The organism is Bacillus cereus group sp. BfR-BA-01310 (genome assembly GCF_022664325.1).
GTDB lineage: Bacteria > Bacillota > Bacilli > Bacillales > Bacillaceae_G > Bacillus_A > Bacillus_A paramycoides.
In genome coordinates this window covers 49,895-65,212 of record NZ_JAKUHD010000011.1, presented here as the reverse complement: position 1 = coordinate 65,212, position 15,318 = coordinate 49,895, and the positions used below count along the sequence as shown (strand labels likewise).

The window sequence follows — 15,318 nt, the reverse complement described above, 5'->3', positions numbered from 1 at the left end:
TTTTTTCTTTATAAACAAGCACCTAAAATAAGTGCACCAACGATATGTAATGAACCAGCTAACATCGCATGTGCTACGCTGCCTTCTTTCGTTCCTTCTTCTAAATCAAGACCTACCATTTTTCTTAAAACAAATTCAATAAACATTTCTACAATTAATAAAATAACGAATGAAACTGCTGAGGCAAGAAGCGCTTGCCATAAATCATTCGCTTTCGTTATTGATTGTGACAAGATGTATCCTTGAGCGAATAGCTTCATAACGAAACGTGTTGTCACAGCTGTGTTCCCATTTTTTATTTCTTTTAAATCATTGTATTTTGTAAAAATCGAATCAACCCACATAATTGCAAATAAAAGTACCGCACTCGCCCCTGTCCATACGAGCATAGCTAACACATTCATCCATGTCATTGCAAAACCTCCTCTAAAATATAATAGAAAACCGACATGAATATATTTAGACATGTCGGTCCATTTGTCTCTATTCTATATTATTTCTCATACTGCTTCATAATACGAGCTAATTCATCGTCAACAGCAGAATTTTTGTTTAAGCTTGCGAATTCATCATCTAATGATTTTTCTTTTTTGTAAATTTCACCGCTCGCTTCTGCCTCAGCCTCTAATTGAAGAGCTTTCTCTTCCATACGGCTTAAACCAGCTTTTGCTGTATTTGCATCAAATCCAGACATCGCCTGATTAATATTCTTTTGTGCTTTCGCTGCATTTACACGTGCTACAAGTGTTTCACGTTTATTTTTCAGCTCTGTTAATTGCTTACGCATTTCTTCTAGCTTCGCACGAAGGTTATCAGCAGCAGCTTTATTTTGTTCATAGCTCGCTTTATATTCATTCATCTTTTGCTCTGCATTTTGTTTTTCTTCAAGAGCACGACGCGCAAGATCTAAGTTACTAGCTTGAACAGCCATATGTGCCTGCTCTTCACGTTTTTTCACAAGTGCTTCTTGCTCTTCGAATAATAACTTGAACTTTTTCTCAAGTGCGATTTGAGCAGCTACACTTTTCTCAGCTTCTTGTACATCCGCTTGCATATCACGTAAATATTGATCCGTCATCTTAACTGGATCCTCAGCTTTTTCAATTAATGAATACACATTTGACATTGTTAAATCTCGTAATCGTTTAAATACAGACATTCAAATTCCTCCTATGATATACCTCATATTTCAAATTTACTACTTAGAAAAATTAAAAATCTCCCTTTACAGTAAGAATATTCATTTTTACAACCTATGTGTTTATTATAACAAAACTAAGATATCCTTACATGTTATTTCCAAAATACATCCAATATAATATGACATTCTAGATAGAATATTGTATTCCTACTATATTCTTATTATTTCTTTTCTCGAAATTAACTTATTTTTACATACTTTCACTAAATTACATCATTGTAATGTTACTGTAAGCTAACTCGATAGTTGCATCTCCATATTTCTTATACACTAATACCAGAAGCAACGGAATAACAAAAAAGCTTCTCATAATTTCAGGACTAATACAGAAACGGTATTTACTATAAAACATATAAAAGGAGAAATCATCATGAAAAAATTAGTAGGAATCGGATTGGCAGCAGCAATTTCATTTGGAGCATTATCAGGTTGTTCTTTATTAGGAGAAAAAGCGAACGGCTTTGTATTATACGGAACAGAAGAGCAAGTTCAGCAAATTGCGGATAAAAATAAAAAAGAAGTAAAAGAAAAAGATATGTATAAAATGAAACTTACAACACTTGAAGATAAAAAGGTTCTTGTAATGGATAAGAAAACTGGCGAAGAACTTGTTAAGAAAGAACTACTTAGAAAAGTTGATAAAAATGACGACACAAAAGCAATTGATAAATTACCAGCTGTAACAGCAGAGCAAGGCGTACTATTTGCAAAAGAGAAGGTAGAAAATGCTACACTTGATGGGGCAAAATTAAGCTATGAAGGTAACACAATTATCGGAAGTGGCCGCGCATATGCTGATATGTTCGCAATCGTTGACGATGCAACTTACGGAAATGTAAAAGGTGAAGAAAAATCTGTAGGCGTACTAAAATTCGATAAGGATCCTAGTAAAGAATTCCCTGGAAAAAATGGTGTAGAAGGAGCTCAACTTGTTACAATTAAAAAATAAATAGAAAAAGCTTTGCGAAATCCGCAAAGCTTTTTTTCTATTTATGAGCAATTTGCTCCATATCTGGACTACAAGTTTGCGACTGACATGACTTATTTAAAGAACATGCTGCGCATTTTCCTTTTTTACTTCTCTTTGCAAAATTAACTAACGTATATGCTGCATAGCCAAAAATGATAGCTCCAATTATAATATTGACCATCATTGTAATACATCTCCTTCTAGAATCCGAGTAAGGATCCAACTTGGTATATAATGAGCGTTAATACATAAGCAACAACAAGTGGATAAACGACAGAGAAAATTGTCCATTTTACCGATCCTGTTTCACGTCTAATAACAGCTACTGTCGCTAAGCACGGAACATATAATAAAACAAAGAACATAAATGCGTACGCTGATAAAGCAGTATAATGCGCTCCCATTACATTTCCTAGCACATCTTCTTTAACCGCATAAATAATCGCCATTGTTGAAACGACAACTTCTTTTGCCAAAAATCCTGTTAAAAGGGATGCCCCAGCTTGCCAAGTTCCAAAGCCGAGCGGTGCGAATAGTGGAGCGATAAAACCACCAATCATCGCTAAGAAACTGTCTCCCATATCAACACCAAATCCTGATGGACCTGCATAATTTAATAACCAAATGACAACAGAACCACCGAAGATAAATGTACCTGCTTTACGAACAAATCCTTTACCTTTCTCCCACGTGCTCAGCCATAGTGTTTTCGCTTGTGGCACACGGTAAGGAGGTAGTTCAATTACAAAAATTGACTTTTCCGCTTTTAAAATTGTAAGAGACATAATTTTTGTAACGAGTAACGCAAGAACAATACCTGCAACATATAAAGAAAATACAACAGTCGCCTGACTATGAGGGAAGAAAACTCCCGCAAATAATGCATATACAGGTAAACGTGCTGAACAAGACATAAATGGTGTTACTAAAATTGTAAGTAAACGTTCTTTCTCCTGTTCAATCGTTCTCGCTGCCATAATACCTGGAACGTTACATCCAAAGCCGATAATCATCGGGATAAATGCTTTTCCGTTTAAGCCGAAAAACTCCATAATTCTATCCATAACAACTGCAATTCGCGCCATATATCCTGAGTCTTCTAATAATGAAATAAAGAAGAATAGTGCAAAGATTTGTGGAACGAATACTAATACCGCACCAACACCGGCAATAATACCTTCTGTAACGAGCGCTTGAATAAAGTCAGAAGCCCCAACACTTGCGAGACCAGCTGTAACCCAATCAGTAAGTTGCCCGCCAAAAAATCCATCAAGCATATCAGATAAAGGTGTACCAATCCACGTAAACGTAACTTGAAAAATAAAAAACATAACTGCTAAAAAGATTGGAAGTCCTAAAATTTTATGTGTAATTAACTTATCGATTGTTTCCGAAAAAGGAATTTTTCCTTCTTTCTCATGCTGAATGACATTTGTTTTTAACTTTTCAATATACGCTTCACGAGTCTTGTAAATATGTTCCTCCAACGTACAATCAAGTTTTCCTTCTAAACGAGATCGAATGGCTATAAGTTCCTTATAAATTGGTAATGCTTTCATTTCTTTTTCTACTACTTCGTTATTGCTTAAAAATTGAAGGGCTAACCATCTTGGATGCTCATAATTCGCTGTCTCTAAAAGAGCGATTACCTCTCCGATTCCTTCATCCATTTGTACACCATATGAAATAACGAATGGCTTTTTCTCTTTTTGTTTCTCTTCATGAAGAGTAGCAAGTAATTCTTCACAGCCTTTTCCGCTTCTTGCAACGACAGGAACGACTGTTACACCTAATATTTCTGATAATCGTTTTACATCAATAACAATTCCTCTTTGCTTTGCCACATCAATCATATTTAAACCAATTGAAACTGGCTTACCAAATTCAAGTAATTGTAATGTTAAATGCATATTTCGCTCAAATTGCGAAGAATCCACTATATTTAACATATGATGAAATTCGTCTGTTAGTAGAAAATTCGTAACGACACCTTCATCACGTGAAACTGGATTTAAATCATAAACGCCTGGTAAATCAATTAATGTTCCTTGCTTACCTTTTAATTTACCAACCTTCTTTTCTACTGTTACACCGCTCCAGTTCCCTACATATTCATAAGAACCAGTGAGCGCATTAAATAATGATGTTTTCCCTGTATTCGGATTCCCTAGCAAAGCAACCTTATTCACGCTAATTCCACCTTTATCATTTTCGCGTCACAATGACGAATACTAATTAGCTGTCCACGACACTCCAATGTACAAGGACCTTTAAACATCGCTTTCTGTTTCAGGCGAAGTTCGCTTCCTTCCGCGAGACCGAAAGCAGCCAGTCTTCTCTTTAGTAAATTATCTAGCGACTGAATACTTTGTACTAACACTTTCTCACCAATTTTAATATCTACTAAGCTCATAACCTTCCCCCTCAGAAGAGAATGATAATTATTTTCAAGAAAATTATATCATACTCTATTTCATTTGGACTATATCTTTTTGCTTCATATTTATTAACATTTCAATACAATTATATTTCAATTATTGTCATACAAGGTTCATTTGCCATTCTCATCCATTTCGCTTACAATAAACAATAGCAAATAAAGAATCTCGTTATCACAGGGGGAGCCTTGCCGCTGAGAGGGAACACTTCGTTCCGACCCTTCGAACCTGTTAGTTAATGCTAACGCAGGGATTGTGCAAACGTCCGAAATACATACCTCTTTTTTATTTACGTATTTCGTATCCTCCTATGATATCTATTCTTTTTTGTGTAACTTGGATTTAGGGGGAGACAACATGCGTAACACCAATTTACAAGCGATGATCGAATCTGCAATTCTTGCAGCCTTCGCCTTGATTATCGATATTTTACCATTATCAATTAAACTTCCAACAGGCGGTTCCATTTCATTTGCTATGATTCCTATTTTTATTATCGCATACCGCTGGGGCTTCAAAATGGCTTTCTTAGGAGGGTTAATTTGGGGACTTTTACAAATTGTCGTAGGTGATGCTTACATTTTAACGCCAGTGCAAGCATTCATTGAATACTTCATAGCCTTTGCATTTATCGGCTTTGCTGGATTATTCTATCGTCCAATTCAAAAAGCTCTTGCTTCAAACAACAGTAATGCAGAACATTCAAGTTTTGGCAGTCGCAAAGATAAACCTACATCAAAACAAAACAATGGAAAAAAAGCACTCGTATATATTATCCTTGCGACATTTATCGGTAGCTTTGCACGTTATTTCTGTCACTTTATTGCTGGTATTATTTTTTGGGGACAATACGCGCCGAAAGGACAATCAGCTGTTTTATATTCATTAATTGTAAACGGCAGTACAATGATCGGTTCTTTCATATTATGTACTGTGTTACTAATTCTTTTATTTACAACTTCACCACGCTTATTCAAAAGCATTGGTGCTTATCAAATGAATTCACAAAAAAAGGGCGCTTAATTAGCGCTCTTTTTTTATCAAAGCTCTCAATGAGTAATATCAATAATAAATACAATAAAAGCACAAAGAAAAATAAATACCATCACACCTAGTAAATTGCTATTCACGGCTAATCTACTCCTTACATAACCTCTTTTTCTAACCCGATTATATCGCTTAAAAATAAAGATTAAGTAAAGATAATATGAAATTAAATTAAAAAAGCGTAGATTGTATCATCTACGCTTTTTTCGGTAAATAGAAGTAAAATAACACACCATCTTCTGTATTCTTTGCCCCATATTCAGCATCGTGCAATTCTAAAATATTTTTAGAAATGGCCAGCCCAAGCCCCGTTCCACCTTGTGAACGCTGGCGAGCTGCATCCACTCTATAAAAACGCTCCCAAATTTTATCTAATTGTTCTTCTTCAATGTGAGCACCTTTATTTTCAATACACACTTTTATATGATTCGTCTCGTCTATTGTGGAAATAATAATATCTTCTTTATTTGGTGTATAACGTATTGCATTCGTAATGAAGTTCACGATGACTTGTTCAATACGATTTTGATTTGCAATTACTTCAACTGAACATATATTTTTATGAACATGAAGTTCTTTTTTCTCTATCTCCACGGAAAGCTGTTCGCATATGTCTTCAATTACTGTATCAATATAAAATGAATCTTTTTTCATTTTATATGTGCCGGACTCAAATTTTGCTAACTCAAGCATATCCAAAATTAAAGTATCCATCTTGTCTACTTCTCGCTCCATCGCTTGAAAATAGTACTCTTTTTTATGCTCCGCTACCCCATCTTTTAAAATAGAAATACAGCTTTTCATAATACTTAACGGTGTTTTTAATTCATGTGAAACACCTGAAATAAATTCTTTTCTCGTATTTTCTAATTTTCTTTCCTTCTCAATATCTTGTTCAAGCTGTCCAATATGTGAATGTAGTTTATTAGATAGTGTATTAATATTTTGTGATAAATCACCAATCTCATCTTTTGAAGTAATCGGTATTTTTTCTGTGAAATCTAAATGAGCTATTTTCTTCGTTGTATCATTTATTACTAGTAATGGTTTTGCAATTTGTTTTGAGTAATAGAACGAAGCTAGAAATATAAGAACGACTACAAACGCAATAATGTAAATGTAATAATCTTGCACCATTTGTACAGCCTCATCGACTGGTTGCAAAGATGCCATTGCATATATATATGTCACTGATCCGTCTTTATCTGTTATTGGTTTAATTAATAATTTATATTTTATATCATTTTTTTCATAGTCCATTGTTTGTGTTGTATATTGTATGTGTTTGTTCTCTTTTAATAATAAATCAGTTTGAAATTCTTTTATGTTATCTAAGAAGATGCCATTTTTATAAATTGGATTCACAGGCCCGTTTACATCTGGGAACTGTACTTTCGTAACACGCCCCCCTATATAAACATTTGGTTCTTCGGCAGCTTGTTCCTGGACGGCCGGCCTCTTTTCCTTAACAAGTTGCTCCCTAGCTGCGCTCCTTTTCTCCTCATCTAATTTCATTTTCTCATTAAATGCTTTTTCTAGCGGTTTATTAGATCCGCTTAAATTCTGCTTAGCTAAAGAAAAAGAGAACGGAATAAAACTATCTTCTTTTCTCACTCCAGAAAAATAAATTTCTTGTCCTAAAAACTGCTCTGATAATTTATTATCAATCTCCTCTATATTAACGAGATTACCTAAGGGAATCTTGAATATTTGTTGTCCAAAGCTCTTCTGTTGCCTACGATCTATCGTTACTTCAAAATAAAAATCATCTGCATGTTTTAAATTCCCGTTCTTATCTAATGTCGTAATCCACGTATTATTTTCTCTTAAAAAGTCTTGCTCCAGTTTCTGAATTCCTTCTGCATTTCCTGCATTATTTAAATAGTTATTTTTAAAGGAATCTAAGTTCACTTTAATATTTTCCACTTTTCGATTCGCATAATATTGTTTAAAAAATATCGTTTGCCCAATAAAAATCGTCGCTAAAATTAGCATGCATAATGCTGTTGTAAGAGTAAATAATTTTAGTACAATCCCTTTTCTCATATATTCCCCTCAAATTTATAACCAGTTCGTACTACAGTTGTAATATACTTTGCTTTCTCTCCTAATTTATTTCTTAAATTACGAATATGGCTATTCACCGTTCGATCATCGCCAGCAAATTCATATCCCCAAATTCTTGAAATTAATTGTTCCCTTGTTAGTACAATTCCTTGGTTTTTCATGAAATACACTAATATTTCAAACTCCGTATGCGTTAAACTAACATCTGCCTTATCAACAGTAACAGTACGTGACGGAAAATGGACGTGGATGCCATGGATTGATAACGTATCATCTTCGTTCTCTAAAGGTTTCTTTGATGCTTTTCTACTTTCTAATAATCGTTTCGCTCTTGCTAATAAAATAGGCGGGCTATACGGCTTCGTCACATAATCATCTGCTCCAAGTTCAAAACCAAGTAGCGTATCATCTTCATCAACACGTGCCGTCAGCATAATAATCGGAACTTGGGACGTCTTACGAATTCTTCGGCAAACAGACCACCCATCTAGTTCTGGTAACATAATATCGAGTATAACTAAATCAACCTCTTCTTCTTCAAATAAAACTAAAGCTTCTTTCCCATCTCTCGCTTCAAACACTATATATTGTTCACTCAAAAAATAATCTTTTAATATTTCACGTAAAATCTCTTCATCTTCAACAATTAAAACCTTTTTTGACATAACTTATGTACCCTCCTCTCCCTTTCAGGAACTAGAATTTTATTTTGAATAACTAGCAGTTAATTTCGCCTCAATAATATATCTATCTGGTGCATCCCCTATATAATCAAATGGATAGCAAGTCGTCAGTGTCAAAGTCGGTTCTTCTTTTTTCACAATGACAGTGCGATCATCCGCATGTGTAATCCACTTCTTTTGAATTTCATATGTGTAAATTTTATTGTCATACTCCACCAAAAGACTGTCTTTCTCTTTCAGGTCTCCTAATTCTGTGAATACAGTATCCCTGTGCCCACTTAATACAGTATGTCCTCCACCAGATGGCGTTGTCGTTAAATCACTAACAAACATACCGACTCCTTTTTTTAAAGTTGCATCGCTTGCTCCCCAATATATAGAAAACTTCTTCTTTATTTTTGGAATATGCAACATGGCTACTTTTTCTCCTTCTTTATATTGTATTTGAGTAGAAGGCACGTGGGAAGTTACTGGTTTTTCATTAGAAAGCTGATTATCTTGTATATTTTTAAGGCTCTTTATTTCTTCTTTTGTTAATTCTTGAGCGGAGCTTTTTCCTTTATACCATTCCACCGCATAATATGATCCCATAAATAGCCCTATAGCCATTAATATAATACCGATATAATTGAGTAGCTTCATGTTTCATCCCTCCATGCAAAAAATGGTAGGAGTGACCTACCATTTTTAATATGTGAAATTATCCCATTCTTTATAGGCTAATATTTTATTTACGCTTTAACCTTATTGCGACGATTCAATCCAAATAATGTACCTATTGCGACAAGACAGGCGCTTAATGCCATCATTGCTACATTGCTTGATGCTGTGTTTGGTAATTTTTCACCTTGTACAACTGGCTTCGCTACTTCTTTTTTGGCTACATCATTTTTTTGCCCGGCTTTTATCGCTTCTTCTTTTTTGGCCATATCACTTTTTAACTGTTCTTGTGCTATTCTCTTTTTCTCTTCTTCACTCTTTTTCTCGGCTTTTATTGCTTCCTCTTTTTTAGCCATATCACTTTTTTCTTGTACTTGCGCCGCTTGCTTTTTCTCTGCATCATTTTTTTGCTGTGCCTTAATTGCTTCTTCCTTTTTAGCTACATCAGACTGCACTTGCGCTGCTTCTTCCTTTGTCAGTGTTCCAGTTGAAGCACTCGCTACCGAAGAATAACCTACTGTTAAAAGTGCCATTGCACAAATTGGTAATAGTCTCTTTTTCATCTTCATTCTCTCCTTATACTTTATTCACATCACTTCGCATCGGATGTATCACTAGAATAAACAACAGATATAAATATAAGATGCAGATGAAATATATTTTTTTAAAAGATTTCATTGTAGAAAAATAAAAAAACATCGCAATATATACGATGTTTTTTCGGGTGTGTGTCTCGATATTTATTTGTTACTTTCGCGTGATTTAGAAGTAGAAAGGGCCGGAGTGATAACTAATTGTCTCGGCTCAGTTTTCTTGAAGTGATTTTTGACGTTACACTTACGACGTTGAACAACCCATGCTTTAATAGGGTTTGTTAAAATAATTTTTTGCCTTTCGTTAGGGGCCTCTTCTTCCGATTTACAACTATCGCTCCATTTACTCCATTTCATTGTAAACTTAGAAGAAGAATGATCGTCTTCTCGATCAAACATATGCAAAAAATCCATTTCTCCAGCTAGCATTACGGTGTTACTAGTCGCTAAAAAAGAAAAGGTCGTCCAACGTTTCTCCATGCCCTCCTGCTCCTTTTTCACATATAGAGTGCCTAAAACTTAATTTACCTAAAATATGCTTGCCTTTTACCTTACACTTATAGTTTATCCAAAACACTACTATGCAACTATCGATTTGTCTTACAAATTACCTTACATTTTTGTAAGAAAAGAAAAAACCTTCATTCTATATACGTGAAGGTTTCTCATTTCTTATCTATATGATCTTTCATATCATCCAATCCAGCTTCTTGCAGCTGCGACATCATACCGTGGGAAATTGCACCTAATACTAAAGTCATTCCAATTAGTGAAATGCGAATCGCAGGTACATCAATTACGTAAGCCAACATACCAAGAACAATTGTTAAAAGTAATGCTTTTATAAATGTTACACTCGTATACTGTTTCTTATTCATCATAATCACCCTTTATGGAAGCGTTTTCTTAATATAATCAGTATATCATATCATCTGATTATATTGTGGGTATTTCTGTAAAAAACTCTATTCTTCTTTGACTTTTTCCGTTCTATCCTTTACAGTCGAAATGTTCATAAGTTTTACATTGTAGGAGGATTCAAATGAATATTGAAATAAAAGACACTTTAATTTCTGAAGAACAATTACAAGAAAAAGTAAAAGAACTAGCTCTTCAAATCGAACGTGATTTTGAAGGGGAAGAAATCGTAGTAATCGCTGTATTAAAAGGATCTTTCGTATTCGCTGCTGATTTAATTCGTCACATTAAAAACGATGTAACAATCGACTTTATCTCTGCATCTAGTTACGGAAATCAAACTGAAACATCTGGAAAAGTAAAACTGTTAAAAGATATCGATGTAAACATTACTGGAAAAAACGTAATTGTCGTAGAAGACATTATCGATTCTGGTTTAACACTTCACTTCCTAAAAGATCACTTCTTCATGCATAAACCAAAAGCATTGAAATTCTGTACGTTACTTGATAAGCCAGAGCGTCGTAAAGTGGATTTAAAAGCTGAATATGTTGGCTTCCAAATTCCAGACGAATTTATCGTTGGCTACGGTATCGACTGTGCGGAAAAATATCGTAACTTACCATTTATCGCTTCAGTTGTAACGGAATAATAAAATAAACTTCCATCAATTACTGATGGAAGTTTATTTTCTATCACGGTTCGTAAAAGACAAAGGGAGAGAATAAAAATGACAAAGACAAAATTTGAAAAAGTACTCCTCATCGTAAATCCAAAGGCAGGACAAGGCGATTTACATACTAACTTAGCGAAAATCGTACCACCACTTGCCACCGCTTTTCCTGACTTACACATCCTTCATACGAAACAACAAGGTGATGCAACAAACTATTGTCAGGAGTTTGCTAGTAAAGTAGATTTAATTATCGTCTTCGGTGGTGACGGAACTGTATTTGAATGTACAAACGGCTTAGCCCCTCTTGAAATTAGACCTACACTTGCAATCATTCCAGGCGGAACTTGCAACGACTTCTCTCGCACACTCGGCGTTCCACAAAACATCGCAGAAGCAGCAAAACTCATTACAAAAGGACATGTAAAACCAATTGATGTCGCAAAAGCGAACGGACAACACTTCTTAAACTTTTGGGGCATTGGACTCGTCTCTGAAGTATCAAACAATATCGATGCTGAAGAAAAAGCAAAGCTTGGTAAAATCGGTTACTATTTAAGCACAATTCGAACTGTAAAAAACGCTGAAACATTCCCAGTAAAAATCACTTACGACGGACAAGTATACGAAGACGAAGCTGTTCTTGTTATGGTTGGAAACGGTGAATATCTTGGTGGTATCCCGTCCTTTATTCCGAACGTAAAATGTGACGACGGAACACTTGATATTTTCGTCGTAAAATCAACAGGCATTCAAGCATTTAAAGATTATATCGGGAAGAAGCTATTTGAAGACACAAACGAAAATGACATCTTCCACGTAAAAGCAAAATCCATTCATATTGAAACGAAAGAAGAAAAAGAAGTAGATACGGATGGGGAAAGTTCACTACATACACCTTGTCATATTGAACTATTACAAGGGCACTTTACGATGATTTATAATCCTGCGGTTGTGTAATAAAAAAACGAGTGATATCACTCGTTTTTTCTCTTCTAATCTAGCTATGTCGTTGGATCATTTCTTGTATTTCTTTAACTCTCTCTAAAGTAATTCCATTTCTTTGTTCTATCGCTAAAGGGTGCTCGGTTGGCTCTAATTCAACATACGGTGCCATTCCAACTTCTCTTATATGTACATTCGTTTTTAAATTTAGTGTTTCTGGATAAACTGGTATTTCTACAGATAACCAGCCAAAATAAGGGTCACTATTTTCTCGTCCTCTTTCATCCCACTTTTCTAGTACTTTTTCATAACTTTCTTTACTAAGTGATACCCACACAGTCCAGATAAAATTTTCGTGGTAATCAATTATAGGAAGCTCTAAACATCCTCTAATAAAGTAATGTTCATCGTCCATTATGCAAAGATCTGATGTTAAATGGAAGCGTTCCTCTCTTTCATGAGGCGCTATCTCGTAATAATAATATGGTGCCTCACTTCCGTAACATAAAGGAAGTGTAAAACGATTCATTTGTACTTTCTCTCCGGATTTTCTTCTTCTCTTCATCTCGTTCTCCTATCCATGTCATACTTGAAATTCATCCTATTTTTCTAGGGTGTATTAAAATACTTAATCTTCAATATCATCTAATTGAGTCTTATACGCTTCTCTACACTCTGCTTCAGTCGGTAAAATACCTCTTTCATCCATTAATAAAACTCTTAAAACCTCCCGATCTAGCTCTATGAAAGACCTCATACTAACTGGAGAGTCTTCAATAATATTTGTGTACTCTATTCCTTGTTCAAACTTCTTTCCACTACGTATTTCTTCTATGAATTTATTATTAAAATATTAAATTACATTTCGAACAAAAAGGAGCGGAATTCCCTCTCCTAATTTTCGCATTACATTTTGGACAATATACATATCGTTCTTCTATCTTCTGTCGTTCCATCATATTTAAGGACACTATTCTCATACTACACATAATCCCAATTAAAATAAGGCTAAAAATGAGTAGCACAACTCTCCCTCTCCTCCGCTATCAATACAACTATACATTACCATAAAATAGCAAAACTGATTCTCTCATCGAGAATCAGTTTTATACTTACAACCCTAACTTCGCCTTCGCACCATCAGGAATTTTATCTGTCGTTACTTGTACTTTATCATGTAAGAACTGCCCTCTCGTAATGACATGCCAATACGAGCCTTTCGGTAATTCATCTACTGCATCAATCGTAACTTCTTTTGATTCTCCTTTTTCATTATAAGCTGTCACTTTGTATTCACGGCCTTTATTTCCACCTAACTCTTTCCCATCTGTATCAATAATTGCGTAATGGTGCTCTAAATCAATAAATGGATTCATTCTATCAATCGCAGCACTCCCATTTAATAAATATGCTGCTCCTGCCACGATGATAAATACTGATGCAAGTATAAATCTTTTCATCTATATTCCGCCTTTCATTATGTTTCTCTGTAGGACGTTTCTAAGTATAGAGCGTATTTCTTAATAAAAACTCGTACGGTTTCTTAACATTTTCTTAAACTAAAAGTGAAATATTAATTAACAAGATCAAAACAATATAAGGTAACTCTTTACACTATTATTGACAAAATTACACCTTTAGTGTAATTTTACACTATACAAGAAAGGAAGATGTATGATGGATAAGCAAGAATTTATTGAACTCGTCAATTCAAAATTAAAACTAATCCGTGTTGAAAACGATTTATCACAAGATAAAATGTCAGAGATTATCGGTTTATCAAAGAAAACACTAGTAGAAATTGAAAAGGGTAGACGCACCCTCACATGGGCAGGCGCAGTTTGTGTTGTAACACTCTTTGAACAGAGCGATACAGTCCAGATGACCTTCGGAGATGATGTGAATGAAATTATAAAAACAATCGCTTTTACACATTACAATACGAATTTCCCGAAGACTTTAGGAGGAAAAGTATGGTGGCGACAAATAAAAGAATTAAACGGTTATCAAATACAACAAAATATTCTATCTCAACACTACAGAATTTTAGATAAAGAAGACCGCAGAATATGTCATTCATTTGAATTGGATGAAATTGAACAAAGATTTATGGAAATGGCAAAAACATCTGAATAAAAATATCGAAAAATATTTTATTTATACGAAACAATGAAAGGAATAAAATGATATGAAAAAAATAATTATTACAACTTTATCCCTTGGCCTATTAATGGGATTATCAACTGTTGTGTTTGCAAATACAAGTTCAAAAACTGAAGGTTACACGGCGGAATTAACTCATTTCAAATTAACTAATCCTAATATCACAAGCTCAGAAGTCGATTCAATAATGAAGCAAAGAGAAGAATTAGATGTATTATATAAACAGCTAGATGAATTAGAACTGCGTTATGGAATTCGTGTTGATAATACAAAAAATCCACATAAAGAACCGAAACACCTAGATGATTTACCAACGGCTCAGCGAGAAAAGTGCCTTCAGCTAAGTATCAAAATTTGGGATGAAGAGCTTCAGTTTTTAGATGCGCAATATAAAGCTGGTCTCATAAAAGAAGATATGTATACAGTTGAAAAGAATAATTTTAAGTCCTTTAAAGAAAAAGATTTACAAGAATTAACTCAATTAACTAAGCGCTAATTGATACTATAATCAAATTCCGGAGCGTAATTCAAATGAAAAAACAAACAATCATTACCACTTTAAACGCCTTAATAATTAGTATGTTAATATTAAATCTATTTATTTTCACATCACGAATGAGCTTTTTACCTTGGTATATTGAAGATGGTTGGGGATATTTAGGATTATTATTTACATCCGTTGTTTTCTTAATTAGCTTCTTTATGTCTTGGCAACTTCATAAAAATGGAGAATTAACTTCTTTACAAAAGTTCATCCCTCTTATTTCTGCCATACTTTCAATCTTTGTTCTTATGATTCCATCAAGTGATTTTATGACTATAGTAGCCAATCTGATCAATACAATTTTATTAACAATTTATATAATTGTATTTCAAACAAAGCCTAATTTAAGTAATAAGAATCTATTACATTAAAAAGAAAGGAGAGTTATTCTACAAAATAACTCTCCTTTTATAATT

At 34.2% G+C, this 15,318-nt stretch carries 21 protein-coding genes, 1 pseudogene and 1 riboswitch; of the genes and pseudogenes, 7 read left to right on the top strand and 15 right to left on the bottom strand.

Translation table 11 applies throughout. From position 1 onward, the window contains the following. Positions 1-8: 8 nt before the first annotated feature. Positions 9-413, bottom strand: coding sequence for a DUF350 domain-containing protein (locus tag MR109_RS19960; RefSeq protein WP_048374404.1), 405 nt, complete (start codon positions 411-413; stop codon positions 9-11). An 80-nt stretch (positions 414-493) separates the two neighbouring features. Further along, on the bottom strand, positions 494-1,159 hold the full coding sequence (locus MR109_RS19955) for a PspA/IM30 family protein (protein WP_002173920.1): 666 nt from the start codon (positions 1,157-1,159) through the stop codon (positions 494-496). 412 nt (positions 1,160-1,571) lie between these two features. Between MR109_RS19955 and MR109_RS19950 the strand changes: the two genes are divergently transcribed. Then, on the top strand, positions 1,572-2,150 hold the full coding sequence (locus tag MR109_RS19950) for a lipoprotein BA_5634 family protein (RefSeq protein WP_098474973.1): 579 nt from the start codon (positions 1,572-1,574) through the stop codon (positions 2,148-2,150). 37 nt (positions 2,151-2,187) lie between these two features. On the opposite strand, the gene MR109_RS19945 is transcribed toward MR109_RS19950, so the two are convergent. The 3 genes from MR109_RS19945 to MR109_RS19935 are packed head-to-tail and all read right to left on the bottom strand — an operon-like array spanning position 2,188 to position 4,584. Then, a complete protein-coding gene (locus MR109_RS19945; RefSeq protein WP_000989587.1) occupies positions 2,188-2,355 on the bottom strand; it encodes a FeoB-associated Cys-rich membrane protein in 168 nt (55 codons plus the stop codon). 16 nt (positions 2,356-2,371) lie between these two features. After that, positions 2,372-4,360, bottom strand: coding sequence for a ferrous iron transport protein B (gene feoB / locus MR109_RS19940; RefSeq protein WP_025148866.1), 1,989 nt, complete (start codon positions 4,358-4,360; stop codon positions 2,372-2,374). Further along, positions 4,357-4,584, bottom strand: a complete 228-nt coding sequence (locus MR109_RS19935; RefSeq protein WP_025148865.1) for a FeoA family protein — start codon at positions 4,582-4,584, stop codon at positions 4,357-4,359. The genes feoB and MR109_RS19935 overlap by 4 nt, the downstream gene beginning before the upstream one ends. Before the next feature lie 194 nt (positions 4,585-4,778). After that, a riboswitch (TPP riboswitch) is annotated at positions 4,779-4,880 on the top strand. 86 nt (positions 4,881-4,966) lie between these two features. Between MR109_RS19935 and thiT the strand changes: the two genes are divergently transcribed. Further along, positions 4,967-5,632 (top strand): energy-coupled thiamine transporter ThiT, encoded by a 666-nt coding sequence (gene thiT / locus MR109_RS19930; RefSeq protein ID WP_071718164.1) that lies wholly within the window; start codon positions 4,967-4,969, stop codon positions 5,630-5,632. Positions 5,633-5,851: 219 nt separating this feature from the next. Here the strand turns inward: thiT and MR109_RS19925 are convergent, their stop codons facing one another. From MR109_RS19925 to MR109_RS19900, 6 genes are all read right to left on the bottom strand, one after another. Continuing rightward, entirely contained in the window at positions 5,852-7,702 is a 1,851-nt protein-coding gene (locus tag MR109_RS19925) for a sensor histidine kinase (protein WP_242273618.1), read from the bottom strand. Further along, the gene (locus tag MR109_RS19920) at positions 7,699-8,388 is read right to left on the bottom strand and encodes a response regulator transcription factor (RefSeq protein ID WP_242273617.1); all 690 of its coding nucleotides are present in this window, start codon (positions 8,386-8,388) and stop codon (positions 7,699-7,701) included. Before MR109_RS19920 ends, MR109_RS19925 begins: the two co-directional genes overlap by 4 nt. 39 nt (positions 8,389-8,427) lie before the next feature. Then, the gene (locus MR109_RS19915) at positions 8,428-9,048 is read right to left on the bottom strand and encodes a class D sortase (RefSeq protein ID WP_242273616.1); all 621 of its coding nucleotides are present in this window, start codon (positions 9,046-9,048) and stop codon (positions 8,428-8,430) included. Positions 9,049-9,137: 89 nt separating this feature from the next. Then, complete coding sequence (locus MR109_RS19910) at positions 9,138-9,629, bottom strand: LPXTG cell wall anchor domain-containing protein (RefSeq protein ID WP_242273615.1); 492 nt, start codon at positions 9,627-9,629, stop codon at positions 9,138-9,140. Positions 9,630-9,806: 177 nt separating this feature from the next. After that, positions 9,807-10,139, bottom strand: coding sequence for a hypothetical protein (locus tag MR109_RS19905; RefSeq protein WP_048374396.1), 333 nt, complete (start codon positions 10,137-10,139; stop codon positions 9,807-9,809). Between the two features lie 185 nt (positions 10,140-10,324). After that, a complete protein-coding gene (locus MR109_RS19900; RefSeq protein ID WP_242273614.1) occupies positions 10,325-10,540 on the bottom strand; it encodes a hypothetical protein in 216 nt (71 codons plus the stop codon). Positions 10,541-10,701: 161 nt separating this feature from the next. On the opposite strand from MR109_RS19900, the gene hpt reads away from it, so the two are divergent. Together hpt and MR109_RS19890 are read left to right on the top strand one after the other, a co-directional pair. Beyond that, positions 10,702-11,229, top strand: a complete 528-nt coding sequence (hpt, locus tag MR109_RS19895; RefSeq protein WP_025148857.1) for a hypoxanthine phosphoribosyltransferase — start codon at positions 10,702-10,704, stop codon at positions 11,227-11,229. A gap of 78 nt (positions 11,230-11,307) precedes the next feature. After that, positions 11,308-12,210 carry a diacylglycerol/lipid kinase family protein gene (locus tag MR109_RS19890; protein WP_242273613.1) on the top strand — a complete coding sequence of 301 codons (903 nt, stop codon included), beginning with the start codon at positions 11,308-11,310 and terminating at the stop codon, positions 12,208-12,210. A gap of 40 nt (positions 12,211-12,250) precedes the next feature. Here MR109_RS19890 and MR109_RS19885 read toward each other — a convergent pair whose 3' ends face one another. The 4 genes and pseudogenes from MR109_RS19885 to MR109_RS19870 all read right to left on the bottom strand — a co-directional run bounded on the left by MR109_RS19885 (position 12,251) and on the right by MR109_RS19870 (position 13,655). Then, positions 12,251-12,760 carry a DUF2199 domain-containing protein gene (locus MR109_RS19885; protein ID WP_242273612.1) on the bottom strand — a complete coding sequence of 170 codons (510 nt, stop codon included), beginning with the start codon at positions 12,758-12,760 and terminating at the stop codon, positions 12,251-12,253. Positions 12,761-12,823: 63 nt separating this feature from the next. Next, positions 12,824-13,030 (bottom strand): annotated as a pseudogene (locus tag MR109_RS19880) (DUF4262 domain-containing protein); the annotation flags it as partial. Between the two features lie 10 nt (positions 13,031-13,040). Beyond that, positions 13,041-13,220, bottom strand: coding sequence for a hypothetical protein (locus MR109_RS30240; protein WP_082147973.1), 180 nt, complete (start codon positions 13,218-13,220; stop codon positions 13,041-13,043). Between the two features lie 87 nt (positions 13,221-13,307). Further along, positions 13,308-13,655 carry a YxeA family protein gene (locus tag MR109_RS19870; protein ID WP_242273611.1) on the bottom strand — a complete coding sequence of 116 codons (348 nt, stop codon included), beginning with the start codon at positions 13,653-13,655 and terminating at the stop codon, positions 13,308-13,310. Between the two features lie 217 nt (positions 13,656-13,872). Between MR109_RS19870 and MR109_RS19865 the strand changes: the two genes are divergently transcribed. Genes MR109_RS19865 through MR109_RS19855 form a run of 3 tightly spaced genes read left to right on the top strand, consistent with a single transcriptional unit; the run spans position 13,873 to position 15,273 of the window. Beyond that, positions 13,873-14,331, top strand: coding sequence for a helix-turn-helix transcriptional regulator (locus MR109_RS19865; protein ID WP_025148853.1), 459 nt, complete (start codon positions 13,873-13,875; stop codon positions 14,329-14,331). Positions 14,332-14,383: 52 nt separating this feature from the next. After that, entirely contained in the window at positions 14,384-14,854 is a 471-nt protein-coding gene (locus MR109_RS19860) for a hypothetical protein (protein WP_242273610.1), read from the top strand. 35 nt (positions 14,855-14,889) lie between these two features. Next, complete coding sequence (locus MR109_RS19855) at positions 14,890-15,273, top strand: hypothetical protein (protein WP_071718176.1); 384 nt, start codon at positions 14,890-14,892, stop codon at positions 15,271-15,273. Positions 15,274-15,318 lie beyond the last annotated feature (45 nt).

What these genes read in the sequence shown, in the direction of transcription:
- MR109_RS19910 (WP_242273615.1), bottom strand. Translation starts at nt 9,629, where the DNA reads ATGAAAAAGAGACTATTACCAATTTGTGCAATGGCACTTTTAACAGTA.
- MR109_RS19885 (WP_242273612.1), bottom strand. Translation starts at nt 12,760, where the DNA reads ATGAAGAGAAGAAGAAAATCCGGAGAGAAAGTACAAATGAATCGTTTT.
- thiT (WP_071718164.1), top strand. Translation starts at nt 4,967, where the DNA reads ATGCGTAACACCAATTTACAAGCGATGATCGAATCTGCAATTCTTGCA.
- MR109_RS19900 (WP_242273614.1), bottom strand. Translation starts at nt 10,540, where the DNA reads ATGATGAATAAGAAACAGTATACGAGTGTAACATTTATAAAAGCATTA.
- MR109_RS19915 (WP_242273616.1), bottom strand. Translation starts at nt 9,048, where the DNA reads ATGAAGCTACTCAATTATATCGGTATTATATTAATGGCTATAGGGCTA.
- MR109_RS19950 (WP_098474973.1), top strand. Translation starts at nt 1,572, where the DNA reads ATGAAAAAATTAGTAGGAATCGGATTGGCAGCAGCAATTTCATTTGGA.
- MR109_RS19960 (WP_048374404.1), bottom strand. Translation starts at nt 413, where the DNA reads ATGACATGGATGAATGTGTTAGCTATGCTCGTATGGACAGGGGCGAGT.
- MR109_RS19870 (WP_242273611.1), bottom strand. Translation starts at nt 13,655, where the DNA reads ATGAAAAGATTTATACTTGCATCAGTATTTATCATCGTGGCAGGAGCA.
- MR109_RS19860 (WP_242273610.1), top strand. Translation starts at nt 14,384, where the DNA reads ATGAAAAAAATAATTATTACAACTTTATCCCTTGGCCTATTAATGGGA.
- MR109_RS19905 (WP_048374396.1), bottom strand. Translation starts at nt 10,139, where the DNA reads ATGGAGAAACGTTGGACGACCTTTTCTTTTTTAGCGACTAGTAACACC.
- MR109_RS19865 (WP_025148853.1), top strand. Translation starts at nt 13,873, where the DNA reads ATGGATAAGCAAGAATTTATTGAACTCGTCAATTCAAAATTAAAACTA.
- MR109_RS19945 (WP_000989587.1), bottom strand. Translation starts at nt 2,355, where the DNA reads ATGATGGTCAATATTATAATTGGAGCTATCATTTTTGGCTATGCAGCA.
- MR109_RS19890 (WP_242273613.1), top strand. Translation starts at nt 11,308, where the DNA reads ATGACAAAGACAAAATTTGAAAAAGTACTCCTCATCGTAAATCCAAAG.
- MR109_RS19855 (WP_071718176.1), top strand. Translation starts at nt 14,890, where the DNA reads ATGAAAAAACAAACAATCATTACCACTTTAAACGCCTTAATAATTAGT.
- MR109_RS19920 (WP_242273617.1), bottom strand. Translation starts at nt 8,388, where the DNA reads ATGTCAAAAAAGGTTTTAATTGTTGAAGATGAAGAGATTTTACGTGAA.
- MR109_RS19955 (WP_002173920.1), bottom strand. Translation starts at nt 1,159, where the DNA reads ATGTCTGTATTTAAACGATTACGAGATTTAACAATGTCAAATGTGTAT.
- hpt (WP_025148857.1), top strand. Translation starts at nt 10,702, where the DNA reads ATGAATATTGAAATAAAAGACACTTTAATTTCTGAAGAACAATTACAA.
- MR109_RS19925 (WP_242273618.1), bottom strand. Translation starts at nt 7,702, where the DNA reads ATGAGAAAAGGGATTGTACTAAAATTATTTACTCTTACAACAGCATTA.
- MR109_RS19935 (WP_025148865.1), bottom strand. Translation starts at nt 4,584, where the DNA reads ATGAGCTTAGTAGATATTAAAATTGGTGAGAAAGTGTTAGTACAAAGT.